The sequence below is a fragment of the Paenibacillus anseongensis genome, from assembly GCF_009757995.1.
Lineage (GTDB): Bacteria > Bacillota > Bacilli > Paenibacillales > NBRC-103111 > Paenibacillus_E > Paenibacillus_E chondroitinus.
Genome location: NZ_WSEM01000020.1, coordinates 246,692 through 273,423, shown reverse-complemented (window position 1 = coordinate 273,423; position 26,732 = coordinate 246,692). Strand labels below are relative to the sequence as shown.

22 protein-coding genes are annotated in these 26,732 nt (G+C 49.0%); 15 read left to right on the top strand and 7 right to left on the bottom strand.

Annotated elements, in window-relative coordinates:
- The first annotated feature begins 3 nt into the window (after window positions 1-3).
- Window positions 4-1,422, top strand: coding sequence for an aspartate ammonia-lyase (gene aspA / locus GON05_RS25000; protein ID WP_157323281.1), 1,419 nt, complete (start codon window positions 4-6; stop codon window positions 1,420-1,422).
- A gap of 62 nt (window positions 1,423-1,484) precedes the next feature.
- Here aspA and GON05_RS24995 read toward each other — a convergent pair whose 3' ends face one another.
- The 4 genes from GON05_RS24995 to GON05_RS24980 all read right to left on the bottom strand — a co-directional run bounded on the left by GON05_RS24995 (window position 1,485) and on the right by GON05_RS24980 (window position 5,445).
- Window positions 1,485-2,174, bottom strand: a complete 690-nt coding sequence (locus GON05_RS24995; RefSeq protein WP_157322880.1) for a DUF1361 domain-containing protein — start codon at window positions 2,172-2,174, stop codon at window positions 1,485-1,487.
- Window positions 2,175-2,295: 121 nt separating this feature from the next.
- Window positions 2,296-3,213, bottom strand: coding sequence for an arginase (gene rocF / locus GON05_RS24990; protein WP_157322878.1), 918 nt, complete (start codon window positions 3,211-3,213; stop codon window positions 2,296-2,298).
- Window positions 3,214-3,370: 157 nt separating this feature from the next.
- Window positions 3,371-4,603: an aminopeptidase gene (locus GON05_RS24985; protein ID WP_157322876.1), complete on the bottom strand. Its 1,233-nt coding sequence runs from the start codon at window positions 4,601-4,603 to the stop codon at window positions 3,371-3,373.
- Between the two features lie 68 nt (window positions 4,604-4,671).
- Complete coding sequence (locus GON05_RS24980; RefSeq protein WP_246239418.1) at window positions 4,672-5,445, bottom strand: helix-turn-helix domain-containing protein; 774 nt, start codon at window positions 5,443-5,445, stop codon at window positions 4,672-4,674.
- Between the two features lie 163 nt (window positions 5,446-5,608).
- On the opposite strand from GON05_RS24980, the gene GON05_RS24975 reads away from it, so the two are divergent.
- From GON05_RS24975 to uxaC, 3 genes are all read left to right on the top strand, one after another.
- Window positions 5,609-6,418: a phytanoyl-CoA dioxygenase family protein gene (locus GON05_RS24975; protein WP_157322874.1), complete on the top strand. Its 810-nt coding sequence runs from the start codon at window positions 5,609-5,611 to the stop codon at window positions 6,416-6,418.
- 161 nt (window positions 6,419-6,579) lie between these two features.
- Window positions 6,580-7,512 (top strand): VanW family protein, encoded by a 933-nt coding sequence (locus GON05_RS24970; protein ID WP_157322872.1) that lies wholly within the window; start codon window positions 6,580-6,582, stop codon window positions 7,510-7,512.
- 123 nt (window positions 7,513-7,635) lie between these two features.
- Complete coding sequence (gene uxaC / locus GON05_RS24965; protein WP_157322870.1) at window positions 7,636-9,036, top strand: glucuronate isomerase; 1,401 nt, start codon at window positions 7,636-7,638, stop codon at window positions 9,034-9,036.
- Between the two features lie 802 nt (window positions 9,037-9,838).
- Here uxaC and GON05_RS24960 read toward each other — a convergent pair.
- Complete coding sequence (locus tag GON05_RS24960; RefSeq protein ID WP_221435260.1) at window positions 9,839-10,681, bottom strand: helix-turn-helix transcriptional regulator; 843 nt, start codon at window positions 10,679-10,681, stop codon at window positions 9,839-9,841.
- 137 nt (window positions 10,682-10,818) lie between these two features.
- On the opposite strand from GON05_RS24960, the gene GON05_RS24955 reads away from it, so the two are divergent.
- The 3 genes from GON05_RS24955 to GON05_RS24945 are packed head-to-tail and all read left to right on the top strand — an operon-like array spanning window position 10,819 to window position 13,861.
- The gene (locus GON05_RS24955; protein ID WP_157322866.1) at window positions 10,819-12,102 is read left to right on the top strand and encodes a Gfo/Idh/MocA family protein; all 1,284 of its coding nucleotides are present in this window, start codon (window positions 10,819-10,821) and stop codon (window positions 12,100-12,102) included.
- A gap of 22 nt (window positions 12,103-12,124) precedes the next feature.
- Window positions 12,125-13,165 carry a dienelactone hydrolase family protein gene (locus GON05_RS24950; RefSeq protein ID WP_157322864.1) on the top strand — a complete coding sequence of 347 codons (1,041 nt, stop codon included), beginning with the start codon at window positions 12,125-12,127 and terminating at the stop codon, window positions 13,163-13,165.
- A 36-nt stretch (window positions 13,166-13,201) separates the two neighbouring features.
- A complete protein-coding gene (locus tag GON05_RS24945) occupies window positions 13,202-13,861 on the top strand; it encodes an SLOG family protein (RefSeq protein ID WP_181646705.1) in 660 nt (219 codons plus the stop codon).
- A 12-nt stretch (window positions 13,862-13,873) separates the two neighbouring features.
- On the opposite strand, the gene GON05_RS24940 is transcribed toward GON05_RS24945, so the two are convergent.
- Complete coding sequence (locus tag GON05_RS24940) at window positions 13,874-14,737, bottom strand: LysR family transcriptional regulator (protein WP_157322860.1); 864 nt, start codon at window positions 14,735-14,737, stop codon at window positions 13,874-13,876.
- 138 nt (window positions 14,738-14,875) lie between these two features.
- Between GON05_RS24940 and GON05_RS24935 the strand changes: the two genes are divergently transcribed.
- From GON05_RS24935 to GON05_RS24900, 8 genes are all read left to right on the top strand, one after another.
- Entirely contained in the window at window positions 14,876-15,757 is an 882-nt protein-coding gene (locus GON05_RS24935; RefSeq protein WP_157322859.1) for a DMT family transporter, read from the top strand.
- 824 nt (window positions 15,758-16,581) lie between these two features.
- Complete coding sequence (locus tag GON05_RS24930) at window positions 16,582-18,651, top strand: bifunctional aldolase/short-chain dehydrogenase (protein ID WP_157322857.1); 2,070 nt, start codon at window positions 16,582-16,584, stop codon at window positions 18,649-18,651.
- Window positions 18,652-18,684: 33 nt separating this feature from the next.
- Entirely contained in the window at window positions 18,685-19,905 is a 1,221-nt protein-coding gene (rhaI, locus tag GON05_RS24925; RefSeq protein ID WP_157322855.1) for an L-rhamnose isomerase, read from the top strand.
- Window positions 19,899-21,401: a rhamnulokinase gene (gene rhaB / locus GON05_RS24920; protein ID WP_157323277.1), complete on the top strand. Its 1,503-nt coding sequence runs from the start codon at window positions 19,899-19,901 to the stop codon at window positions 21,399-21,401. Before rhaI ends, rhaB begins: the two co-directional genes overlap by 7 nt.
- Window positions 21,402-21,410: 9 nt before the next feature.
- Window positions 21,411-22,178, top strand: a complete 768-nt coding sequence (locus GON05_RS24915; RefSeq protein ID WP_127457829.1) for a DeoR/GlpR family DNA-binding transcription regulator — start codon at window positions 21,411-21,413, stop codon at window positions 22,176-22,178.
- Between the two features lie 112 nt (window positions 22,179-22,290).
- The gene (locus GON05_RS24910) at window positions 22,291-23,034 is read left to right on the top strand and encodes a (Fe-S)-binding protein (protein WP_157322853.1); all 744 of its coding nucleotides are present in this window, start codon (window positions 22,291-22,293) and stop codon (window positions 23,032-23,034) included.
- Window positions 23,021-24,538: a LutB/LldF family L-lactate oxidation iron-sulfur protein gene (locus GON05_RS24905; protein WP_157322851.1), complete on the top strand. Its 1,518-nt coding sequence runs from the start codon at window positions 23,021-23,023 to the stop codon at window positions 24,536-24,538. Before GON05_RS24910 ends, GON05_RS24905 begins: the two co-directional genes overlap by 14 nt.
- Window positions 24,531-25,277, top strand: coding sequence for a LutC/YkgG family protein (locus tag GON05_RS24900; RefSeq protein WP_157322849.1), 747 nt, complete (start codon window positions 24,531-24,533; stop codon window positions 25,275-25,277). Before GON05_RS24905 ends, GON05_RS24900 begins: the two co-directional genes overlap by 8 nt.
- Window positions 25,278-25,667: 390 nt before the next feature.
- Here the strand turns inward: GON05_RS24900 and GON05_RS24895 are convergent, their stop codons facing one another.
- Window positions 25,668-26,531 (bottom strand): aldo/keto reductase, encoded by an 864-nt coding sequence (locus GON05_RS24895; RefSeq protein WP_181646704.1) that lies wholly within the window; start codon window positions 26,529-26,531, stop codon window positions 25,668-25,670.
- Window positions 26,532-26,732: the final 201 nt, after the last annotated feature.

Here is a 26,732-nt window from a genome sequence, read left to right as displayed (position 1 = left end):
ACGATGAGTATTCGCATTGAAAAAGATTTTTTAGGTGAAAAGCAAGTTCCAGCCGAGGCCTATTACGGCATCCAAACGATGCGTGCCCTTGAAAATTTTCCAATTACAGGCGTAAAAATTCATGCAGAACTTATAACGGCGTTAGCAGAAGTAAAGCGAGCGGCAGCTCTGGCGAATATGGAAACCCATATGTTGCCTAAGAAGATTGCTGAGCACTTGGTAAAAGCAGCTGAAGAAGTTAGAGCGGGCAAACTTTTGGATCAGTTCATCGTAGACTCTATCCAAGGGGGAGCTGGAACTTCAATTAATATGAATATGAATGAAGTACTGGCCAATCGGACGCTGGAGTTGATGGGTGAGGAGAAAGGCAGTTACTTTCACTGTAATCCAAATAATCATGTGAATATGTCGCAGTCGACGAATGACGTCATTCCTACGGCGATCAAGATAGCCGCATACCGCTTATCCCAACAATTAATCGAGACGATGATCTCGCTGCAGAGCGCTTTTGCCAAGAAAGAAAAAGAATTTGATGATGTGATAAAAATGGGAAGAACGCATCTTCAGGATGCTGTTCCGATTCGTCTTGGACAAGAATTCGGCGCCTATGCACGTGTCTTGCAGCGTGATATTAATCGGATTCGCCAAGCTTCATCGGGTCTTTTGACGGTGAACATGGGAGCAACTGCCGTAGGGACGGGGCTGAATGCGAAGACGGAGTATGTCAATCGCGTGATGTTTCATTTGAAAGATGAGTGCGGAATCCCGGTTGAGAATGCCGAACATTTGGTTGACGGCACGCAAAACATGGATGCTTATACAGAACTCTCAGCATCTTTGAAGGTTTGTGCCGTGAATCTGTCCAAAATATGCAACGATATTCGTCTGATGGCTTCAGGTCCGCGTGCAGGTCTAGGGGAGCTGAAATTGCCGCCAAGACAACCAGGGTCCTCGATCATGCCGGGCAAGGTGAACCCTGTTATGCCGGAGGTTGTAAACCAGGTGGCCTTCCAGGTGATTGGGAACGACCATACGATTTGCTTGGCATGTGAAGCAGGCCAGTTCGAGCTTAACGTCATGGGCCCTGTACTTGCGTTTAACTTACTGCAATCGCTCAAAATATTGCGCAACGCGGCGGATGTCTTCGAGCGCTTCGCGATTGAAGGTCTGGAAGCGGACCGCGACCGATGCCGCACTTATGTCGAGCAAAGCTTCGGCATCGTTACGGCTTTGAATCCGCATCTGGGCTATGAGGTAGCCGCGCAGCTGGTTAAAGAGGCCGTGCGCACAGGCATGACGCTGAAAGAGCTGATTCTGGAGCGCGGATTGCTGACTACGGAGGAGATTGAAGAAATCCTCAATCCGATTCAGATGACGACGCCGGGCATTGCCGGCGAAAGACTGCTGCATCCTGCCGACTAAGCCAGGCTGGAGTGAATAAAACGCCCTCAACTCATCGAAATGATGGGCTGGGGGCGTTTTCGTTATCTTTTATATACAGCAACCTTGGAGCTGCCTATGCCATTGATAAGCAAATAGAAAGTTGCGTACATGGCAAGGATGACAAAGCCGACTAGCACGCAGAAAATAATTGCTTCTTTGTGTATACTCTTTTGTAGGGTGTCCACGATATCCAGACTCAACAGAGCATCCCAGCTGTTCAATCGATATTCTCTGCCCAAAAGGATGCCATATCCGCTTAGCAGCGAGGTTAGGATCATGAGGAACCATGAGAGGATGTGGCCCCAATGCTTCATCAAAATGAGATGAATCATATACATGGAGCTGCAGCCAAGTAATAAGCCATTCCACGCATATAAAAAAATGGTGAAAAAATCATTCCAAAAGCTCATGCTCCAGGCTTTTTTGGTTATGTATAAGTCTTTCAACAGTGTTAAATGGATGAAATCGGTGATGATATACGGGGCATTCGGCAGGAATAAAAGCCAGGCTAGTCCAAAGATGAAGGTGAGTAGTTGGACGGCAACCGAAGGTCGGCGCAAATGTAACAAATAAGCCAACAAGGCAAAGAAATTGGGGATCCAGGCAAGGAATAGATTCCAATTCAGGAATTCAAAATACGTTTGGTTTTTGAAGATCAGGTAGATGCCAATCGTGGATAAGGAAAGCAGTGCGAGTAAAAGCTGCAAAACCCAGTGATTTATCGTTTTCATGCAATCTCCAATCCTGTGTCCGTCTTGTAAGTCATCTATATTTTACCAATTAAACCTGCTTGCAACAAGCACAAAAACCCGTATTCCTAGTGAAGGATACGGGTTTCAAATCGGGCTTCGGCTATAGAATTTGTTTCCCCAGCAAGGAACTAATGAGGCCGACCGCCAGGTGCGAAGTTTTGTTATTATCGTCGAGCAGCGGATTGACTTCAACGAATTCCGCGGATGTGACGATGCCTGCTTCATGCAGCATCTCGACGGCGAGATGGGCTTCGCGGAATTGGAGTCCGCCTTTGACCGCTGTACCGGTTCCTGGCGCTTCAAGCGGGTCTAAGGAATCAACATCAAAACTAACATGGACGCCGTCAGTTTTGCCGCTTATATATGCGATGGCATCCTGCATGACAGTTGCCATCCCTTTGCGATCGATATCATGCATGGTATAGCATCTGATGCCGAGTGAACGGATCAGCTTTTTCTCGCCTTCATCCAGAGAACGCGAACCGATAAGGACGATATTTTCCGGCTTCACCTTGGCTTGAGCCCCTTTAATGCCGGTTAGCAGAGGATGCCCCATCCCAAGGCTGATCGCGAGCGACATGCCGTGAATATTGCCGGACGGGCTCGTGTCCGCTGTATTTAAATCCGAATGCGCATCAATCCATATGACACCCAAATTCGTATAATGCCCGGATAAACCTGCCAATGTCCCGATGGCAATGCTATGATCGCCGCCGATTACGAGGGGGAACTGGCCTTGTTCTGCTGCCTTAGAAACTTGCTCAGCCAAGCGAGTATTTATGTCGATGACTTCTGCTAAATATTTTAAATTTTTTTTATCCACCTCAGGTGGAAGAGGAGCTGCTGTATCGTTCGGAAGGCGTATCTCCGGCACTTGCTGAATCGTCATATTCATTTGCTGCAAGCCCCGCAACAAGCCTGCCTGGAAAATAGCTTTAGGTCCTTTACTAGCCCCGCGTCGGCCTGCTCCAAGATCAAATGGCACGCTAATCGCAGCAATCGTCGGTTTGGTACTCATACGATCAACTCCTCTTGTTTGGATGGGGTGCAAGAAATTCCGTCTACCTTCTGACTAACATTCCCAATTTGGTAAAAACCAATGCTCCTATACTATATGAAAAAAGAACCTTCCGCTCCACACCTATTGCGGGATTAGAAGGTCTCTTTTGTCTAATTTAAAATGCCCAGTTGCCTTTGCGGAAAATAGGTTCCACTCGGCCGTCCACATGCTCGCCGTCAATATCCATGTCGGCCGAACCGACCATGAAATCGACATGAATCAGGCTGACGTTAAGCCCTGCTGCCAACTGCTCATCCTTGGACATGGCAGGCCCACCCTCCACACAGGTAGGAAAAGCTCTTCCCAAGGCCAAATGATTGGAGGCATTTTCATCAAAAAGGGTATTGAAAAAGATCAGATTCGAATTGGAAATCGGTGAATCATGAGGAACAAGCGCGATTTCGCCTAAATAATGGGCGCCTTCATCCATTTCGATCATCGCTTTCAGGGACTCAAACCCTACCTCAGCTTTGTAATCGACAACACGTCCGTTATCGAAGGTGATTGTAAAGTTGTCGATCAAATTCCCTTGATAACTTAACGGCTTCGAACTGCGCACCGTACCTTGTGTCCCTAGGCGATTCGGTGAAATAAACACCTCTTCCGTCGGGATATTCGGATTGAAATCGAAACCTCCCGTTCCGTTCGTAGCCGATCCACCGCGCCAAATATGGTTTTTCGGCAGTTCGACCGTCAGCTCTGTGCCCGGGGCACGGTAATGAATTTTATGGAACTGCTTCTCGTTGAGCTGTTCTCTTTTGCTGCGCAGCGTAGCGTTATGCTCGTGCCAAGTCTGCACAGGGTTGTCTTGATCGACGCGCGTTGCTTTGAAGATCGCCTCCCACAGGGCAGCCATGGCCGCATCTTCATCCAAGTTCGGGAATACCTTGGAGGCCCAGGCAGGGGTAGGTGCTGCGGCAATCGACCAGGTCATGAGATAGGAGGACATGCTTTCTCTCCATTTTATCAACATAGGCCCAGCCGCTTTGGAAAATGCGGAAATACGTGCTGGATCGACGTCCTTCAGCAGCTCGGGATCTGCGGCATCAATTAATAAATAAGCGCCGTTATTTTCCGCTAAATCGTTAAGTGCTTGAGCGCGCCAAGTGGGATACTCGTGAAAAGCTTCTTCTGGTGCATGCATATATTTAATTTGAGTGCTGATTTCATCTTGCCATTCTATATGTACGTGTTTGGCTCCTGCTTCATAAGCTTTCCGAGAGATGAGGCGTACAAGAGCCGGATGGAGAATGGGAGCATTAATCCACAGCGTTTGCCCGGATTGGATATTCACACCCACGCGGACGATCAGTTCCGCATACTTATCAAGATTACGTTCAAAGGTCATAGAAATCCTCCTTTTTTCTATAGCTTGCTTGCAGTTTATCGTGGAGTTTATGAACTGTCAAATAATTTTTACCGTCGTTCCTTCATAAAAGTGCTAGGGTTCGTGCCATGCCATTTGCGGAATTGATTGGTGAAGTGATTATAGTTCTGAAAACCGACGTCATAACAAACATCTGAGGCGCTTCGCTGCGTATGTTCAAGCAAGAGAGCGGCCTGTTGAATTCGCATGCGGTTCACAGAATCAATGATGGAATACCCTGTGCTGGCTTTAAAAAGATGGGCAAGCCGCGATGGAGAGAGTCCGACGCGCTGAGCTAATTCTTCGATGCGGACGGGTTCGCGCATTTGTTGGGACAAGAGATGGAGGACCTCTTCAATACGAGGGTCCATTTTACGGCTTGTTTTCTGCGCCATGATAAGCAGGATTTCCCGCAAGGAAGAAAGGATCAGCTCAAACCAGTATTCCCCGCGTTCTCTGGAATCCTGCAGAATACGCGCGAAAGCTTGATAGATGCGTTCCCGGAGCGACTCACTTTCAATGGCGAGGAAAAGCTGCTCTTCCTTAGGCAGCAGATTCGTCTCTGCGAGGATGGAGGGAAAATGGGCCCAAACAAACTCCCAATGATGATTTTTCCTTGTCCCATAATGCTGCGGAGTTCCTGGAGCAAGCAGTGTGAGATCCCCCGCCCGGCAGCGTCTTTCATTTCCGCCAAGTTTGAAGTAGCCTTCGCCGCCTAGCGTGAAGCAGAGAAGCCAATCGTTGCGCCCTTCAGGGCGGATGGTGAAGTAGGAATCCGATTCATTGAAGTGCCCTGCCAAAAATGTGTTTGCTTCCGCATTCATGAACATCGTTCCTTCCTGAGCACTGATGACTGCTATTAAACTGAGTATATCAGAAAATAGCAGGATTGTAGGATTTATTAGCAGCATTCTTACTTCTGCCAATACGCATTATTCGATATGCTGAATACATGGAAAACAACAGATAACTTGGAGGGAAGACAAGATGGCGAACACATTGCTTAAACTGACGGAGGAGCAAAAACAGCATTTTGAACGGGAAGGGTATTTGATCGTAAAAGGTTTATTTTCTGCGGATCATTTGGCGGAAATTGATGCTACATTTGAAGAGATTTCGATGCAGGCGGTACCCGGACATTTCGAACCTGACTTGCAGGGAGATGGATCGGACCCTCTTAAGCGTTATCCGCGGGTGATGCATCCGCACCGTTTTAACGAGACTGCTAGGAAGTATATGCTGCACCAGCCAGTGATGGAGGTGTTAGCTGATTTGTATGAAGAGGAAGCACTTGCTGCACAGAGCATGTTCTATTACAAACCGCCGGGCTCCCGCGGCCAAGCGCTGCATCAGGATAACTTCTACCTGCAAGTTGAGCCAGGCAACTGTATTGCCGCTTGGACAGCGATAGATGCTGCTGATGAGGAAAACGGCGGTCTGCTCGTCGTTCCCAAGACGAATACGCTGGATCTTTCTTGCCCCGATCTTGCCGATGCCAAAGAATCGTTTACCACGCATTATGTAAAGCCACCAAAAGACGAAAAGGCAATGCCGGTCGTCATGGAACGAGGCGACGTGCTGTTTTTTAACGGCAATCTGATCCATGGATCGTACCGCAACAAAACGAAAGATCGCTTCCGCCGAGCGTTCATCTGCCATTATGCCAACGAATCCGCTACGCACATTAGTCATTATTATTGCCCTTTGTACCGCCAAAACGGTGAGACCATCGATCTGGAAAATAACCCAAGCGGAGGACCATGCGGGAATGAATTCGAAGCCGCTTATCCGCATTAAGGCGATGCTATAATCTTACAAGCAAGGGACTGTTCCTTAGGCCAATCATTTGGTCGGGGGCGGTCCTTTTTTGCATTCTTTTTTACATTCCAGTCAGGAATTGAGTTATTTGGTATGGAAAATTTTCAATTGTTTACAATAGGGGAGGGGTGATTGATTAGATGATGCAGGGATGGATTGCAGGTCTCATGCTTTTAATGCAAATGAATGAAATGGCGGATCAAACAACCAAGGATGGAAGTTCTCAAATTCAAGCGAATGTGCAGCGTGAGGCTTACCGACTTGATTATGTTGACGTGCCGTTGGTGAATAACGAGCGATTAGACCGTCTCATGACCGAAATGGAGAAGAAAGCGTACCGGAAACCCGTGAATGCGACAATTAGCGATGCGGGAGGGATTGTGAAGGAAATTCCAGGAGCACAGTTGAATCGGCGTGCTTTTGTGGAACAGTTTTACAAGCAGTTTTACAGTGAGGGACCTATGAAATTTGATGTTCCCACGCTGCCTATATATCCGAAAGTAGATAGTGAACTGCTGGCTAGCATCCGCGTACATCCAATCGGCTATTATGTGACGTATTTTAATTCAAATAATAAGCACCGCTTTACGAATATTAAGCTTGCTACTCAGGCTATTAACAACTACGTGGTTCTCCCGAATGAAACGTTCTCTTTTAACCGGGTGGTTGGCGTTCGTACGCGTGGAAGAGGTTATATGCCGGCGAAAGTCATTGTGAGGGGAGAATTTTCTGAAGGGATTGGCGGTGGCATTTGTCAAACCTCCTCGACCCTTTTTAATGCGGTGGACCGGGCTGGCCTAACAATTGTCGAAAGGTACTCTCACAGCAGATCTGTGCCCTACGTACCTTCAGGGAGAGACGCGACGGTGAACTGGGGGGGACCGGATTTTAGCTTCAAAAACAACTATAATCAGCCGATCCTGATCAGAGCGCAGGCTTTGCCCGGCCGGGTCTATGTCAGCATTTACTCGTCGGAGTTAATTAATCATAAACCGCGGCATGTTCCAGGCGCTTCCAAGACGATACCGGAAGAAATAACGGCGGGTGCAGATGCCGAGAATTCGAATCCATAGACTTTGAGAGGTCAATATATGCATATTTCGCAAAATTAAAGCAAAAAATCACAAGACTTCGCTTCCACCTTCGGCTAAAATAAGGGCAGATCATTCAGGTCGAGAAAGGTGGAAATTTGCTTTATGAAAACGTTTTTAGATGAAAACTTCCTACTTACGAATCAAACCGCTGTTCATTTGTTCCACGAATACGCCAAAGATCTGCCGATTATTGACTATCACTGCCACTTGAGCCCTAAAGAGATTTATGAAAATAAACAATTCAATAACATTACGGAAGCGTGGCTTTACGGTGACCACTATAAGTGGAGAATGATGCGCGCTAACGGCGTTGAAGAGAATAAAGTGACTGGAGAAGCTAGCGATTATGACCGTTTCGTTGCTTGGGCAGGTACGCTGCCAATGGCGATCGGTAACCCGCTGTACCACTGGTCTCACATGGAGCTTCGCACGTTTTTTGGTGTGAATGACTTGATTAACGAGCAGAACGCACCTGCTATCTGGGAAAAAGTGAACGCGAAGCTGGCTGAAGGCGGTTCACGCGCCAGAGACCTGATCACGAATTCCAAAGTAACGGTCATCTGCACAACGGACGATCCGGTTGATTCCTTGGAATATCATATCAAAATCAAAGAAATCAAAGATTTCAACACGCAAGTACTGCCGTCTTACCGTCCTGACAAAGCGCTCGAAATTAACCGAGCTACGTTCCTTCCTTGGATCGCTCAATTGGAAAAAGCGGCAGGCATCACGATTTCGTCTTACGACGATCTGCTTGCGGGACTTGAGAGCAGAGCGGAATTCTTTAATTCCGTAGGCTGTAAAGTGTCTGACCATGCTTTGGATTACGTGCCTTTTGGGGTGGCGACCAAAGAAGAAGTTGAACAAATTTTCAAATCGGCCTTGGCTGGCAATGCAGTTAGCTTGGAAGATGAGAAAAAATATAAAGCTTTCACTTTACTGTTCCTCGGCGGCGTTTATAAAAAGCTCGACTGGGCGATGCAGTACCACATCAACGCATCCCGTAACAACAATGGACAAGCTTTTGCCAAACTTGGGCCGGATACAGGTTTCGACTCCATTAACGATAGCCCTGTAGCGAGCGCGCTTACTGGTTTGCTGTCCTCCCTGGCTGTTGCAGATTCGCTGCCAAGAACTATTCTTTACTCATTGAACGCGCGTGATAATGAAATTCTTGCTTCGCTGATGGGCAGCTTCCAGGGCGACGGAATCCCAGGCAAAATTCAGCTTGGAGCCGCTTGGTGGTTCAACGATACGAAAGACGGCATGGTTTCGCAGATGAAATCGCTTGGCAATTTCGGATTGCTTGGCCGTTTCGTCGGCATGCTAACCGACTCCAGAAGCTTCTTGTCGTACACGAGACATGATTATTTCCGCAGAATCCTGTGCAACATGATTGGCGAATGGGTTGAAGATGGCGAGTTCCCGAATGACGAACAGCTGCTCAAGCAGTTGGTTCAAGGTATTTCCTACGATAACGCGAAGCAATATTTCGGATTTTAAAAAGAAAAGGCCTCCACTTGTTGATACTTGTGGGGGCTTTATTTTGTTTGGTCGCGCTGCCGGGTGACCGGTGGTGAGCGACCGCGGGCAGGGAGCCGCGGATTGTGAGCGAGGGGATGTGCTGAGCATTGAACATCGAGCGTAGAACATTAAACAATACATTAGACCTTAGTTCTTAGTCACCTGTCATCAGCCACTACCACTAGCATCATCATCACCAGTAGCTATAACGAGTAACATTACCGCCATTAGTCACCAGTAACCATAACGAGTAACATTACCACCATCAGTCACCAAGTAGCTATAACGAATAACATTACCGCGATCAGTCAACAGTAGCCATAACGAGTAACATCACCGCGATCAGTCACCAAGTAGTTATAACGAATAACATTACCGCGATCAGTCACCAAGTAGCTATAACGAGTAACATTACCGCGATCAGTCACCAAGTAGCTATAACGAGTAACATTACCGCCATTAGTCACCAGTAACCATAACGAGTAACATTACCGCGATCAGTCACCAGTAGCTATAATCAGTAACATTACCGCCTCAGTCACCAGTAGCAAATCCCTCCCCGGCCGCGACCGTAAGCTGAAAGGGAACTATGATCCTCTATTTCGGTGAAACGGGCTGTTTTCGGGGCAAATGGGAACTACAGGGTCTTATTTCTCGTCTTGAACGTGAAATCCGGCTGAAAACATCAAAATAGAGGCCGGTAGTTCCCTTGGATCTGCCAATTGGCGATTTTGGGCAAATTAGCGACCCGTAGTTCCCTTAAAGTTGTCACGGCCACCAACTACTGGCTCAGCCGCATCAGCTTCCGGCACTCAAGCGGCGTCTGCGAGGTGACCTGCTTAAACACGCGGCCAAAATGGGCGACGCTATCGAAGCCCGATTGCTCCGCAATGTGAATCACCTTCAGCTTGGTTTCTCTTAGCAGCCGCTGAGCTTCCCGGATCCGCACATTGTTCAAATACTCAACGAACGAGAAGCCCGTCGTTTCTTTAAAAGAGCGGCAAAAATAGCTGGGACTAATATAAAAGGTCTCCGAGATCGAAGCCAGCGTCAGCCGATTCCGGTAATGCTCGTTGATATAAGCCACAATCTCAAATATTTTGGGATTGTGCGCTTGCGCGTGACTTTGAGCGGTGCTGATCCTATCCGTCATGCGCGAGCAGAAGATCAACAGCTGCGTAAACAGCGCGCGACTGTTTAATTGCCAACCGCCTAGCGCCTGCTGCTGCTCCCGGAGCAGTTGAAACAGCAGATTCTCAACCAGGGTACGATTCGTACCGCTCAGAGAGAATACATGCTGTTTTTGCACAAAAGGCACAAGCAGATGCTCGGAAGCATCTTCCCCAATGGAGCGAATCCATCGATCATCGAAGCTGAGCAAGATACGCTCATGAGCCTCCGCATCAGCATTTCGCGTTTTGTGCAGTTGATTTTTATCGATAAGAACGAGGTCGCCCTCTTGAATGAGATACGAACGGTCTTGTATAAAGTAGTAGCGTTTGCCACTCAGCAAATAGTAGATTTCATAATGATCATGGAAATGATTCACCTGCATGGAGTAGGGCCGATCTCTGCGCAGTCTTTCGATTTCATATTGGATCACAACGGACACCTCTTCGTTCAAATCAAACTAAATGTACTGTTATTATAGCAAAATATGCAAGGATTGAAAGACATTAGATAAGATTTGATTAGAAACACAGCAAATATTGTATTAATCTTGAGGTAAGAAAACTTATTCTCGAGAGGGGCTTACCGGTTATGAAAAAACGTTATGCAGTCGTTGGCACCGGAGGACGTGCTGAATTTTTCTATGGCGCTATTGTAAGGGATTTCCAAGATACATCTGAGCTTGTTGCAATCTGTGATATCAATCAAACGAGAATGGACTTTACAAACGGTTTGCTGCAAAAAAAATACGAATACAAGGCTGTGCCTACTTATAAAGCGCATGAATTCGAAGAGATGATCCGCAGAGAGAAGCCGGATTATGTCATTGTAACTTCCGTTGATCGCACGCATCACACCTACATTATTAAAGCGATGGAGATGGGTTGCGATGTCATTTCGGAGAAACCGATGACGGTGGATGAAGAGAAATGTCAAGAGATTCTAGATGCTATCAAGCGGACAGGACGTCAGCTTCGCGTAACTTTCAACTACCGTTATGCCCCGCACAATACGAAAATCCGCGAGCTGATCATGGATGGAACAATTGGTGACGTGCATTCCGTGCATTTCGAGTGGCTGCTTAACACCCAGCATGGAGCAGACTATTTCCGCAGATGGCACCGGGATAAACGCAATGGCGGCGGTTTGCTTGTGCACAAATCGACGCATCATTTCGATCTCGTGAATTTCTGGTTGGGAACACGTCCTGAAACTGTATATGCAATGGGCGGATTGATGTTCTATGGTAGAGAAAATGCTGAGAAACGCGGCGAAACCAAGTTCTACCAACGCGCGACTGGCAACGAAAATGCGAAGGACGATCCTTTTGCACTACATTTGGACAAAAACGAGCACCTCAAAGGCTTATATTTAAACGCGGAGCATGAAGACGGCTATCAGCGCGATCAAAGCGTTTTCGGCGACGGTATTAGCATCGAAGACACAATGGGCGTTATGGTCCGCTACAAAAATAAAGCGATTCTGACATACTCTTTGAACGCCTATATGCCATGGGAAGGCTTCAATGTGCATATTAACGGCAGTAAAGGCCGTATTGAAATGAGAGTCGTTGAGCAATCCTACGTGAATTCCGGAGGCAAAAAAGAAGACGAAGGTGCTTTGAAGGAGAAAACAATCAAAGTTTTCCCAATGTTCGCAGCGCCTTATCAGGTTCAAATCGAAGAAGGCGTTGGCGGTCACGGCGGCGGAGACCCTGTGCTGCTGCGGGATATTTTCGAAAAAGCATCTGACGATCGCTTCCAAAGAGCTGCTTCGCATGTAGATGGCGCAATGTCCATCCTTACTGGTATCGCAGGTAACATTTCCCTACGCACAGGACAACCTGTGGCTGTAGATAAGCTGGTCACTTTTTAACAAATGAGGGTGAGGTGACTGTATGTGGAATCCAGATGCTATTATGGAGAATCTTTATCTCTCCTACGAGCAGAAACGTCTGGCGCAGATGGGGGAAGAGAGTGCTGAACAGACCCGGGAAAGGCTTAAGCAAGGGCTGGCCAGTTCTTTGGACATAGGGCTGATGACGAAGGATGAGCTTCGCCCTGTTCTTCTCGAGCGTATCGAACGGGATCATCATATTCAGGAACGAATCGAATTTGGAACGGTGGCGGGATTCCGTGTCCCTGCTTACGTGCTAATTCCCAAGGGTAAAAAGGAGCGTTCAACCGCCGTCCTTGCCCTGCATGGGCATGGCTACGGCAGCAGGCAGATTTCCGGTATGCATGCGGATGGCAGCGAAAATACCGGAGAACCGGATTCTCACGGCAATTATGCCCTTGAATTAGTGAAACGCGGCTTTATCGTGATGGTGCCGGAAATTATCGGTTTCGGCGATCGTCGATTGGCGGAGGAGCTGAAGGACGGGAAAGTCGGCAACTCCTCTTGCCAGGCACTCGCTTCTCATCTGCTGCTGTACGGCATATCGCTGGCGGGGCTGCGTGTGCATGAAGCGCAGTGGGCCATTGACTATCTGCTGACACGCGAAGATGTTGAAGGTGACAGCGTAGGCTGCTTTGGCTTCTCGGGTGGCGCATTAGTTGCTTCTTACCTGGCTGCGCTGGATGAACGCGTCAAGGCTACGGTGTTATGCGCTTTTGGGAATACGTTTAAGGGTAGTATTATGCATCTTCGGCACTGTATTGACAACTACTTGCCAGGCGTATTGGCTTATGCGGAGCTCCCTGACTTGATGGGGCTGATTGCGCCACGATCGTTGTTCATTGCTTCCGGTCGGCAGGATCGGATTTTCCCGATAGCTACGACGGAAGTGGCGATCGAGCAATTGAAGGCCGAGTACACGAAAGCCGGTGCGGCTGAGCGGTTGGGATTCCATTTGTACGAAGGCAAGCATGAAGTGAATGGGAGCCAGGCTTATCCTTGGCTTGTTGAGGCTATGCGCAGAGAGCTGTCCGGTTGTTAACCGGCGGCTCTTTTTGCTTTCTATCGTTATCTTTCTATGCTACCCTGTAGGAAGAGTTATCAAGGTGGTGTGCTTCTTTTGAAAAGAATATTAGTGACAGGATATAAAGCATCAGAGCTAGGCATTTTTTCATTAAAACATCCAGGCATTTCGATTATTAAAAAAGCGATCCAAAAGAGGCTCACTCCGCTGATTGAAGAGGGACTTGAATGGGTTGTTGTAAGCGGCGGGTGGGGCGTCGAGCTGTGGGCAGCGGAGGCCGTTCTTGACCTTAGAGCAAGCACCTATCCAGAGCTCAAATTGGCTATTATCACGCCTTTTTTGGAGCAAGAAGAGAAGTGGAGCGACGAGAAAAAGAATAGCTATACGAGCGTTATAACTCGGGCGAATTACGTCAATAGCATCACAAAAACGAAATATGAGGGCCCTTGGCAGTTTAAGGAGCGGGACAAGTTCTTGCTGCGCAATTCGGACGGTATTCTTCTTGTTTATGATGAGGATACAGAAGGGTCTCCGAAGTTCATGAAACAGCAAGCTGCTCAGGTAGCGGCTCATCACGATTATCCCATTATCACAATTAACGCCAGCGATCTCCAAAATGTCGCCGAAGATGAACAGGATATGGAGCAAGGCGATCCGTGGGGAGATATGGACACCTTGCATCCAAATGAGCCTACTGATTATGAAGAAATTTGAGGGGCTTGCTGCTTACGCCTCCACGGCTCCCGGCAGCATACCGACAAAAGCGCTTAATGAGCTGCTTATAAAAGCATCCTTGCGCATGATAAATTCCGTTTTGATAAAACGGTAATGCTGAGGAATTGCAAAAGTGCGGATTAACCCTTCCTCTTCATGCTTCTGTATGACGGCCTTTGGCATAAGCGAGATGCCTAATCCTGCGGAAATACCGCCAATAATGGCTTCCAGCATACCAAATTCCATCATGATCGGTTGTGTGATGCCAATGGACTGCAGCCACTGATCCAGAACGTCGCGATAGGAGCAGCCTGTGGTGAAAACAAGAACTGGCTTCGTCAAGGCTTCCTGAAGGCTGGCAACGCCAGGACCCGCTGCGACGACCAATTCTTCTTCATACGCCTGAATGGACTGCAGATCAGGGTGCGTACAGGAACAACCGATGAATGCGCCGTCCAGCTCATAGTGGAGAACTTTTTCAATTAGAAATTGCGTGTGTCCTGTTGTTAACGAGAGCTGCACATTCGAATGCTGCGCATAATAAGAGGCAAAAAGTTTGGGAAGACGGACCGCTGCAGCAGTCTGTGTGGAACCAATCAATAGTGGACCGCTGGGTTCGCCTGATGAAGATAACGCCACGACCGCCTCATCCAGTAGACCGACGATTTTATCCGCATAGGTTAGCAACGTTTTGCCGCTAGAAGTTAAGGACATGCCTCGATTATGCCGGGCAAAGAGGACCGTTTGCAGCTCAGATTCCAATTGTTGAATCCGGGCCGTAATGTTGGATTGTACATAACCGAGACGTCCCGCTGCTTTGGTAACGGAGCCTTCTCGGGCCACCATTTGGAACACTCGCAAATCTGAGCTTTCCATCGTTGTGAACCTCCTGTGCGTGTTTTTGAATGTTTTTGCTATCACTATTTATGATTTCAAGTATCTATAGTAATCATTATACATAATTCCGAGCCTCCTATACAATGAGATCATCTTATTGATATGGAGGTTTTTATGATGAGCAAAATGAAATATATTACACTCATTATTGTCACGACCTTTGTTATGGGAGTCGCATTTCCTGTAGGCAAAGTCGGGCTGGAATATTCGACGCCGTTCTTTTTGATGGGTCTGCGCTTTGTTCTGGCGGGAGGTATCCTAGCGATCATTGTAAGGAAGAAGCCACAGCCTACAAAATTGAAAATGTGGGGAAAAGCGGGCTTGATCGGCTTATTGCAATCAGCAGGTGTGATGGGCTGCGCCTACTACAGCATGCACTGGATTAGCTCAGGCGAGTCTTCCATCATTACTTGTACGAACCCACTGCTGGTGATCGTGTTAGGCACTTTCCTCACAGGAGCCAAATATCGAGGGCGGCAATGGCTCGGTGTAGCCCTTGGTTTTATCGGAGTCGTCGTTACCTTCGGATTACAACTGAACTTTCAGGCAGGCATGTTGATCGGTTTCCTTGGCGCCATATTTTTTGCCGCATCTACACTGCTTATTAAACAGTGGGGAGCCGAGTTCGACATGATGGTGCTGGTCGCGTATCAAATGCTTGCGGGAGGCATTGCGCTCCTTTTTCTCGGCGCGCTGTCGGAACATCCGCATTTCACCTTTACGACTGTGTCCGTAGTCGTGCTGCTCTGGCTTATCATCATGGGATCGATTGTCCAATTTTGCCTATGGCTTTATTTGCTTCGCAGCGGAGATCCGGCCAAAACAAGCGCGTTTCTGTTCCTGGTGCCCGTGTTTGGGCTGCTCTCCAGCTGGCTGCTGCTTGGAGAGAAGGTCGCTTGGTATGTCGGTTTGGGTGGTGCTTTTATTTGTGTGGGTATCTTTTTGGTGAATTGGGAAGGGAAGGCCCGATCGGGAGGACGATTGGTGCGAGTGCAGTGATTGGGACTGTGCGGAGCATGCAGGAGAATAGTTTCTATTCTACTGGATGAAATCCAATGAAATGGCGTTTTTGTTGGTCCAAATGGAGTTCTTGTTGGATGAATTCCAACGAGAGCATTCTTGAAGCCGTGGAAACAGCGGTGGAAACAGCGGCGAAGTGGTGAACTCACTGGATTTTGTCCAATGCGATTGCCGATTCTACGGCAAAAAGTGAACGTTCATTGGAATTCGTCCAATGAAAACTCAGGTGGATCTGCACTTGGGGAACTACAGGGTTCTATTTAGCAGAAACCGTACATTTTCCACCTCCGAGGGGAACTACGGACCATTATTTTGTTGTTATCACCCGAGATTCGTGAAATGGAAGCTAGATAAGACCCTGTAGTTCCCGATCAGGGAGAAAAAGCGTGTTTTTCTCCAAATAAGGGACTGGAGTTCCCTTAAGATAAAGTGGCAGGTGGCTGTGTGGAGATATCGTGATGCGATGGTGGCAGGTTAGAAAAGTAGCTAATAGAAAGTCTGGCGGAGCATACCGCCAGGCTTTTTTTGACTTGTTTTCGGCAGACGAGGTGGCAGGATTGAAAAGTAGCTAATACGAAAGCCTAGAGGAGCATTGCCGCCAGGCTTTTTATGATGTTTTCCGAGCAAGCGCCAGCCATGCCACAAGTCTACCTGGTGCAAAGAAAAACAAAAATAAAAATAATGATTCAAAAATAAACAAAGATGTGATACGATGAATCCATCAAAAACAAAACACATCATGGGATGTGAAGAGGAGAGACTTTGGGCGGCGCTCAGAGATCCCTATACTTAGGAGGGTACTTATGGTTGCGAATTTGTGGGAAGCAGAAAAGGCGAGCAACGTTTCAAAAGGCGTGGAGGAATTGGTTTACCGCTCCAATTTACTAGGAACAGATCGTGCTGTTGCAAACTGGGGCGGGGGCAACACTTCGTACAAAACCATCGAGAAGGATTTCCGTGGCCGTGATGTTGAAGTCATGTGGGTCAAAGGAAGCGGTTCCGACCTTGCGACGATGAAAGCAAAGAATTTCACAGGTCTTCGGATGGAAGACATCCGTCCTTTGTACGAAAGAGACGAAATGTCCGACGAGGAAATGGTTGCGTACTTGGTGAACTGCATGATCGACAGCAAGCATCCGCGTGCTTCCATTGAAACGCTTTTGCATGCGTTCTTACCGTTCAAACATGTGGATCACACGCATCCGGATGCGATTATCTCGCTATGCTGCGCACACAATGGCCGTGAGCTGGCGAAAGAAATCTACGGTGACCGCTTCGTATGGGTACCTTATGTCCGTCCTGGCTTCACATTGTCCAAAATGATCGCAGAAGGCGTAAGAAACAATCCAAAAGCTGAGCTAGTGTTGATGGAGAAGCACGGTCTGGTTACTTGGGGCGAAACGTCCGAGGAGAGCTACCTCAAAACACTTGCCATCATCAATGAAGCTGCAAGCTTTATCGAAGCGCGAGTTCAGGAGGACAACCTGTACGGCGGCTCCAAATATGAGTCTCTGTCCGATTCCGAGCGCAACGATATTTTGGCGCAAGTGCTGCCAACGGTTCGCGGTGCAGTAAGCAAAGAGAAGAAAATGATCCTGACAGTTGACAGCGCGGCCGATGTCTTGAAATTCGTTAACAGCAAAGATGCAGCTGTCTTGTCTCAAGTAGGTGCAGCTTGTCCGGACCACTTGGTTCATACAAAAATGAAGCCGCTGTACATCGACTGGAATCCGAATTCCCGTGATGCCGTTTCCCTGACGGAAGCTTTGCAGGCCGGCATTGCCGCTTACAAAGAAGAGTACAAAGCGTACTTCGAACGCAACAAAAATGAAGGCGACGTTATTTTCGAAACGGCTCCACGCGTTATTTTGATCCCAGGAATCGGGATGATTAACACAGGCAAAAGCTGGGCTATGGCGCAAGTCAGCGGCGCGCTTTACCACCGTGCCATCTCCGTGATGAGAGGCGCAACAGCACTTGGAACTTTCGTTTCCTTGAGCGAAAATGAATCTTACAACGTGGAATACTGGCCGCTTGAGTTATACAAATTGACACTTGCCCCTGCAGAAGCGGAATTCTCCCGGAAAATTGCTTTCATCACTGGCGGCGCAGGCGGAATCGGCAGCGTAACGGCTCGTCAATTCCTCAAAGAAGGTGCGCACGTTGTGTTGGCTGACTTGAATTTGGAAGGCGCACAAAAATTAGCGGCCGAGCTGAACGAGCAATATGGCGAGAACAGAGCCATTGCAGTGAAAATGGATGTAACGAAAGAAGAAGAGGTAGAAGCGGCTTACCGCGATTCGATCCTTAGCTACGGCGGTATCGATGTTATCGTAAATAACGCGGGTCTTGCGACATCGAGTCCTTTTGATGAAACATCCCTCAAAGAGTGGAACTTGAACATGAACGTGCTCAGCACAGGATATTTCCTGGTCGCTAGAGAAGCTTTTAAAATTATGAAAAAACAAAATGTCGGCGGCAGCATGGTATTCGTCGGCTCCAAAAACTCGGTATTTGCAGGTAAAAATGCTTCTGCTTATTCAACAGCAAAAGCCGCTGAAATTCACTTGGCGCGTTGCATCGCAGCAGAAGGCGGCGAGTACGGTATTCGTGTGAACTCCGTATTGCCGGATGCGATTCTGCAAGGTTCCGCGATCTGGAATTCCAACTGGCGTAATGAGCGCGCTGCGGCTTACGGCATCGAACCGGACCAACTGGAAGAGCATTACCGCAAAAGAACGACTTTGCTTGTTAACATTTTCCCGAAAGACGTTGCGGAAGCCATCGTGTACTTCTCATCTTCCAAAGCTGAGAAAACAACAGGCTGCATGATAACCGTTGACGGCGGCGTTCCAGCTGCTTTCACCCGCTAATCCGTTTCATACCCAAAAGGAGGCTATTATCCGATGAGTGATAAAGCATATGCACTGTTTGAAGAGCAGCAAGCAAGTAGAGGTATTGATCTGGCTACTGTAAAAGCCAAGCTGAAGGCCCTCAAAGTAGAAACTCCATCCTGGGGCTACGGGGATTCTGGAACTCGCTTCAAAGTGTACAAACAAAACGGTGTGCCGCGTAATCCTTTTGAGAAATTCGAAGATGCTGCGCAGGTTCATAAACTGACGGGTGCTTGCCCGTCGGTGGCGATCCACATTCCTTGGGACAAAGTGGACGATTACGCAAAATTGAAGCAGCATGCAGCAGATTTAGGCGTTTCCATCGGCGCTGTGAACCCGAATCTATTCCAAGAAGATGATTATATCTTCGGGAGCGTGACGAATTCGAACGCTGCAATTCGCCGCAAAGCGACGGATCACTTGCTGGAGTGCGTGGACATCGCCAAAACCGTTGGCTCTGATGTTCTGAGCCTCTGGTTCGCAGACGGTTCCAACTACCCAGGCCAAGTTGACATTCGCGCTCGCAAAGCATGGATGTATGAATCGCTCAAAGAGATGTACAACGCAATGACGCCAAACATGCGCATGTTGATTGAATACAAATTCTATGAGCCTGCCTTCTACCACACGGATTTGGCGGATTGGGGCATGGCGTTCAACATGGCGAACAAGTTGGGTCCTCAAGCGGAAGTGCTTGTAGACACAGGCCATCACCCGCAAGGCACCAACATTGAGCATATCGTGACTTATTTGTTAGATGAAAATAAACTCGGCGGCTTCCACTTTAACTCCCGCAAATATGGGGATGACGATTTGATCGTAGGCTCCGTGAATCCATACGAATTGTTCCTGATTTTCTACCAAATCATTGATGCGGCGAACGATAAAAACCCGCAAATCCGCCAAGCTGCAAACAACATTGCGTATATGATCGATCAAAGCCATAACATCGAGCGCAAAATCCCTGCGATGCTGCGTTCTGTGCTGAACGTTCAAACACAATACGCAAAAGCGCTGCTCATCAACCTGGACGAAGTGAAAGACGCTCAAGAGCGTCAAGACGTTCTTGGTGCTGAAGACGCGGTTCGTAAAGCGTTCGAATTCGACGTGACACCGCTGCTGCAAGCCGTTCGCGAAGAAATCGGCGTTCCGGTTGATCCGATGAAAGCTTACCTGGAAAGCGGCTACGACGAAAGCATTAATGTTCGCGGCAAAGGCGGTGCGAGCTGGTGAGTAAACCCTCAAGCGTTCTGGCCTTTGATTTGGGAGCAAGCAGCGGCAGAGCGATCGTCGGACGCCTTGATTCTGAAGCGGGCCAAGTGACGATCGAGGAAATTCACCGCTTTCCGAATGATCCAGTGAAGGTGGGCGACCATCTTCACTGGGACATATTGCGCTTGTTTCATGAGTTGAAACAAGGGATTTTACAGACGAAGCAGCTAGGTTATACGGATATCGAGAGTTTGGCAATCGATTCTTGGGCGGTAGATTTCGGTCTGCTTTCCAAAAACGGCGAGCTGCTGGGCAATCCTTATCATTACCGTGACCACCAGACGGACCATGCGATGGAAAAGGTGTTTGCAAAAGTTGGACGCGAAAAGCTTTATGCCAAAACGGGGCTCCAATTTCTGCAATTCAATTCGATTTTTCAACTTGCTGCAATCAAGGAAAGAAATGCGGAACTATTGGAACGCGCTGAAACGTTGTTGATGATTCCAGATTTGCTCCGTTATTTCTTAACTGGGGAAAAGCATAGTGAATTCACGAACGCTACGACGACTCAGCTCTTGAATGCCACAACGAAGGCGTGGGATGCGGAGCTTCTCGAGCAGCTTGATCTTCCGGCTGGTTTATTGCTCAATCCAGTACCTTCGGGTACGCGGGTAGGTGCCTTAACTGAAGATATCTGCGAGGATCTTGATGTTGCTTCAATTCCTGTCATTGCCGTAGGCGAGCATGACACGGCTTCCGCCGTTGTCGCTGTTCCTGCACTGGACGATCATTTTGCCTTCCTAAGCTGCGGCACTTGGTCTCTGTTGGGGACAGAAACGAAGGAACCTGTCTTAACGGAGCAGGCGTTGGCTTGGAACTTCACGAACGAAGGCGGCGTGTATGGCACGAACCGTTTGCTGAAGAACATTATGGGCTTGTGGCTGATCCAAGAGTGTAAACGGACGTGGGATAAAGAAGGCAAAAACCTCAGCTTTGCCGATCTCGTCAAGCTTGCTGAGCAAGCGAAACCTTTCCAATCCTTCATCGATCCTGATGACGACATGTTTCTTAATCCGCAGCATATGCCGAAGCAAATTCAGCAATATTGCCGGGATACGCAGCAGGCTGTACCTCAATCCGAAGGCGAAATCGCGCGCTGCATTTTAGAAAGCCTGGCATTCAAATATCGGTTTGTTCTGGAATGGACCGAGCAGCTTACGGGTGTTACGTACCCTGGACTTCACATTGTTGGCGGCGGCATTCAGAATGAGCTGCTTTGCCAATTCACTGCGAGCGCTACAGGGCGCGAGGTTTGGGCAGGTCCTGTCGAGGGTAGTGCCTTAGGAAACCTTGTAGTACAATGGATAGCATTAGGGTATATCGCGAATTTGCGCGAAGCCAGGAAGCTGATTCGGAATTCGTTTCCGGTCAAAACGTACATCCCCGAGGATGCTGCGGGTTGGCAGGCGGCGTATGCAACATTTTGTCAGGTGGCGTCCCGATCGAGGATGAAATGAGGGAAGACGATGCTGGTAGCGGAAAGATGGCAGAGAATCGTTCAGTTAGTGAATGAAAGAGGAAGCATTCGTGTGACGGAGCTCAGCGAGCTGTGTCAAGTGACGGAAGAGACGATTCGAAGAGATTTGGATCGATTGGAAAGCGAAGGCAAGCTGATGCGCAGCCATGGCGGCGCCGTAAGCGTGAAAGAAGCGCAGTCGGAAGTGCCTTTCCTGGAAAGGGAAACGGAGCACGCCGATTTCAAGAACGCTATCGCGAAGGAAGCGGTATCGCATATTCGCGAAGGTGACCGCATTATTTTGGATGCGAGCACAACGGCTTGGTATATGGCCAAATTGATTCCGGATATGCAGCTGACCATCCTTACGAATTCGATGAAAGTCGCGCTCGAGGTTAGCGGCAAGGAGAAGATCCAAGTGATTTCTACGGGAGGACTTCTCTCGCCCAAATCGTTGTCCTATGTAGGACCACTAGCAGAGAGATCATTGGACATGTACCACGTTCATAAGCTATTCCTTTCTTGCAAAGGGGTTCATATTCAACGCGGCATCAGCGAATCGAATGAGCTACAAGCGCTTATTAAGCGCAAAATGATCTCCATTGCGGATGAAACATACCTGCTAGCCGATCACAGTAAATTCGGGATGCAGTCTTTGACGCAAGTCGCAGCGTGGCCTGAAATCAAGCATGTGATCACAGACGGACAAACCAATAAGGAGGACGTGGACCGTATTCGGGAGAAAGGGGTTCACGTCATCCAATTAGATAAAGAGTAGAAGACATTGTTCCTTCCATCTCCAGTATGTTCGCTTTCGTACTGAGGATGGTTTTTTGTATAACCACCTGCCTCTGTGGGGGGAACGATGCAGGAAGGGAGTCAGCTGCAACATGAAAGTATCGATGTTCATAACGTGCCTCAGCGATCTTGTCTATCCCAAGGTTGGCGAGTCTATCGTTCATTTACTTGCAAAATACGGAGTCAAGCTAGACTTCCCGGCGAAGCAAACCTGCTGCGGCCAACCCGCGTTCAACAGCGGTTATTGGGATGAGGCGCGAGGCTCCGCCATGACCCTGCTGGAGGCTTTTGAAGACAGCGATTTTGTCATATCGCCTTCGGGTTCCTGCACGAGCATGATTCACCATTATTATCCGAAGCTTTTTGAAAATGACCCTGTTAATCTAGCACGCGCGAATCGGCTCGTTGAGAAAACCTATGAGTTCACGCAGTTCCTCGTGCAAGTGTTAGGGGTTACGGACGTGGGAGCCGTATTCCCGCACAAAGTGACCTACCATCCGTCCTGCCATGGCAGCCGGCTGTTGGGGGTTAAGGCTGAACCGATGCAGCTGATGCAGCATGTTCGCGGCATGGAACTGCTGCCGCTTCCTCATGCCGAGGATTGCTGCGGATTTGGCGGTACTTTTGCGGTGAAAATGTGCGATATATCCGGGGCAATGGTGTCCGAGAAATCCGACCACGTCTTGGAGACGGAAGCCGAAGTGCTCGTCGGGCTCGATATGGGCTGTTTAATGAATATTGCCGGTAATTTATCGTTTCGAGGAAAACCTGTCAAGGTGATGCATCTGGCGGAATTATTGGCTGAGGGAGTGAAACTTGCCCATGAGCGAGCATAAACCTGGCGGGACGGTGAAGGAAAGATCCAAAATTGCGCTGAACAACGATTTTTTGCGCAATGCGGTGAAATTTACGACGGAACGATTGAAGAACGGGAAGCTGGCTGCGGCCGCCGAGCATGGCAATTGGGAAGAGTGGCGCGAACGCGGACGAGAAATTCGGCTGCATACGATCGCGCATCTCGATTACTACCTTGGCAAATTTGTTGAAAATGCAAGGGCACAAGGGGTGCACGTCCATTTCGCTGCTGATGCGGCGGACGCGGTTAAGATAACGATGCAGATTGCCGAGCACAAGAAGGCGAAAAGCGCCGTGAAATCCAAGTCGATGGTTTCCGAGGAGCTGCACATCAACCGAGCGCTGGAGCAAATCGGCGTAGAAGCGATTGAGACGGACCTTGGTGAATATATCATTCAACTGGCTGGCGAAACACCGTCGCATATCATTATCCCGGCGATTCACAAAAACCGGTACCAGATCGCTGATCTGCTGTCTGAAGACGCAGGAGAGAAGCTTGAGCCCGATACGGGGATTTTGGCCGGATACGTACGCAGAAAACTGAGGGAGAAATTCCTTGAAGCTGACATCGGGATGACGGGCTGTAATTTTGCCATTGCCGAAACAGGTTCGATGGTGCTCTTTGAAAATGAAGGCAATGCGCGGATGGTTAGCACGATTCCGAAGACACAGATCACCTACATGGGAATGGAACGCATCATTCCTACGCTGGATGATCTCGAGGTCATGGCGACGCTGCTGCCTCGCTCTGCAACCGGACAGAAACTGACAGTGTATATGTCCGTTATTTCCGGTCCGCAGCGCAAGCAGGACGGCGATGGCCCCGAGGAGATGCATATCATCATCCTCGATAATGGCCGATCTCTGCAGCTAGGAGATCCGCAATTCCAGGAGTTGCTGAATTGCATTCGCTGCGGCGCTTGCTTGAACGCCTGCCCGGTGTACCGCCATATCGGCGGTCATGCCTACGGCGGCGTCTACAGCGGACCGATCGGCGCTGTGCTTACGCCAGCTTTGAACAAAAATGTCGACCAGTGGGACGACATCGCAAACGCCTCCAGCCTCTGCGGGGCGTGTTATGAGGCTTGTCCGGTCAAAATCCCGCTGCACGATATGCTCGTTTATCTCCGCCAACGCAAAGTAGAGCGGGGGTCGACGGATTTAGCGGAGAAAGTGGGGATGAAAGGCTTTAACTTCCTCATGTCCGATGCCAAAAGGGTAAAGGCGCTCATTAAGCTCGGTCGCGTCGGGCAAAAGCTGCTCGTTCGGGATGGCCATATCAAAGCGCGGATTGGCCCGCTCAAAGGCTGGAACTCCTACCGGTATGCGCCAAGTATGGCGAGCAAGACATTCCGCGAGTCGTGGAAGGACATCGAGCAGGAGTTGGAAGGCACGTTCCCTGAGCTTGACGCCGTCATGAAAGCACGTATGGAGAAACTGGTGGCTGATCGCAAAAACGGCGAAGGAGGACATCATCATGGCTAAATCAGATCCGGCATTTCTGCAGCAATTGCACGAAGAAGCGCTCAAGAAGCAGGAATCCTTCTTCGCTAATATTTCGACGCGCCTCGGCCGAGCCAAGCCGCTGCAGAGCGCTCCGGCACATCCGATGAAGGGGGCTCCAGCTTTTTGGGAGGAGGTAAACCTCCCGCTGGAGGAGCGGATTCAGCTCTTCATGGCGAACTGGCAAAAAGCAGGCGGACACACCTTCCGGTTGTCGGGCATGGCAGAAGCGCAAGCTTTTATCACGGATTTTATCGCTAAAACGCAGGCCAAAAATCTAATCATGCAGGATCAGCCTGAGCTGGAAACGTTGCGCGCTAGCCTATCGGCCGGCACGGAAACGAACATCACCGTTTGGAATGCGCAAGGCGCTACTGCTGAGGCCAAAGATGAGCTGGTCGCCAAGGCTGCCGGCGCAGATATTGGGATCGTGGCTGTCGAGCATGCGGTCGCTTACACGGGCTCGCTAGTCGTCACGTCCGACGCTACGCGAGGCCGAAGCGTTAGTCTGCTCCCGACGACGTTCATCGCGATCATCCCTGTGGAGCGTCTGCGGACGAAGCTTGGCGAGGTTCTGCGGCCTTTCGACGAGCTTGCCTTAGGCGAGCGGCCGGCCGGCATTCATTTCATATCAGGCCCGAGCCGGTCAGCCGATATCGAAAACGATTTGACCATTGGGGTACATGGTCCCGGGATCGTTTATGCACTCATTATTGAATGAGGTATCGTGAACCTATACCGGCAAGTGAACATTGTACGGGTGGGGAGTTGTTTATGGGAACTACGAGCCCCTATTCCCTGAAAATCGACACTTTTGCCAGCGAGAGGGAACTAGGGGCCTCTATTTGTTCAAAATTGGGGTTCATATAGGTTTTTAATCGCAAATAAGACCCCACAGCTCCTCCCCGACTCAAAAATCAGCGTACTTGGCATAAATAACGCCCTGTAGTTCCCGTTTCCACTGCGTAAGTCATGAAGCGGGGGTTTTCACTTTCATAACGATTGACGCAAAAAGCAAAGGAGCTAAGCGCATTCAAGCCGCTTAGCTCCTTTACTTTTGCTTCGCATCTACCCTAGAAGGATGACGAAAGCATTTATCCTTGTGCGCCTTCTAACGAACGTACCATTCCCCCGACACCCAGTCGGTTGATTTCCAACGCAGTACATCCGGATTAGCCAGATGCATGATCTCTTTCAAGAAGGACAACTGCTCAAGGTCCGTCATAGGTTTGAAGCTCTTGGCGATAGCCAGGTTCTGCTCCAGCTGCTCCATCGACTCCATGCCAACGATTGACGTGGAAATCGGTAGAGAGAACGTGTATTGCAAGGCCTTCTCGTACCACGGAGCAAGCTTGCCAAGCGCCATCACTTTCATGCCGATCACGGCAATGCCTTTCTCATTCGCTTTCGGCAGGAATTCATGCGCGAAGCTGTATACGAGGTGGTCGGCGGCGGAAAGAGCCACAAGCGCGCTATCGAACGGGTACCGGTCGATGGCTTCGAGCTGTACACGAGGATTCGTGTGTCCGCTGATCGAGATATGCTTGATCAAGCCTTGGTCTTTTGCTTCAATCAGCGCTTCCAACGCACCGCCTTTGGCAAAGCATTTGTCCAGCTCTTCCATTGTCATGATATTGTGCAGGCGCCATTCTTCCACATGGTCGGTTTGCAGTCTTTTCAGGCTCTCTTCGAGCAGCTTCAAAGAACCGTCTCTCGTGCGGTCGTTTGTTTTGGTCGCAATCCAGACATCGTTTCTGCGGCCATGGAGCGCTAAAGCTTTGCCGAGTCTTTCTTCTGATTGGCCTTTCGAATAACTCGGCGCCGTATCGAAATAAGTGATGCCTTCGTCAATCGCGCGATTCACGATCGCAATAGCCTCATCTTCCGTACAGTTATGCTCGTCTACGATGCGTTGTGCGCCAAAGCTGAGCAGTGGAAATTGCTGCCCTGTCCGGCCGAACATTCGTTTCTCCACGTTCATCTCTCCTTATGTATGAAGATTGCTTGTTTCTTTTCTATCGTTTCCACAAAGGCTGCCAGATCATACCAACTTGCTTCAGATTTTGCTGATATCGATTTTAGCAGGAGTATTCTCTCCTTAAGTATAAATTAGGTAAGAGAGAGACGCCAGATTTCGTCATTCCCCTTTGAACTTCACAAAAAATACATGACTATA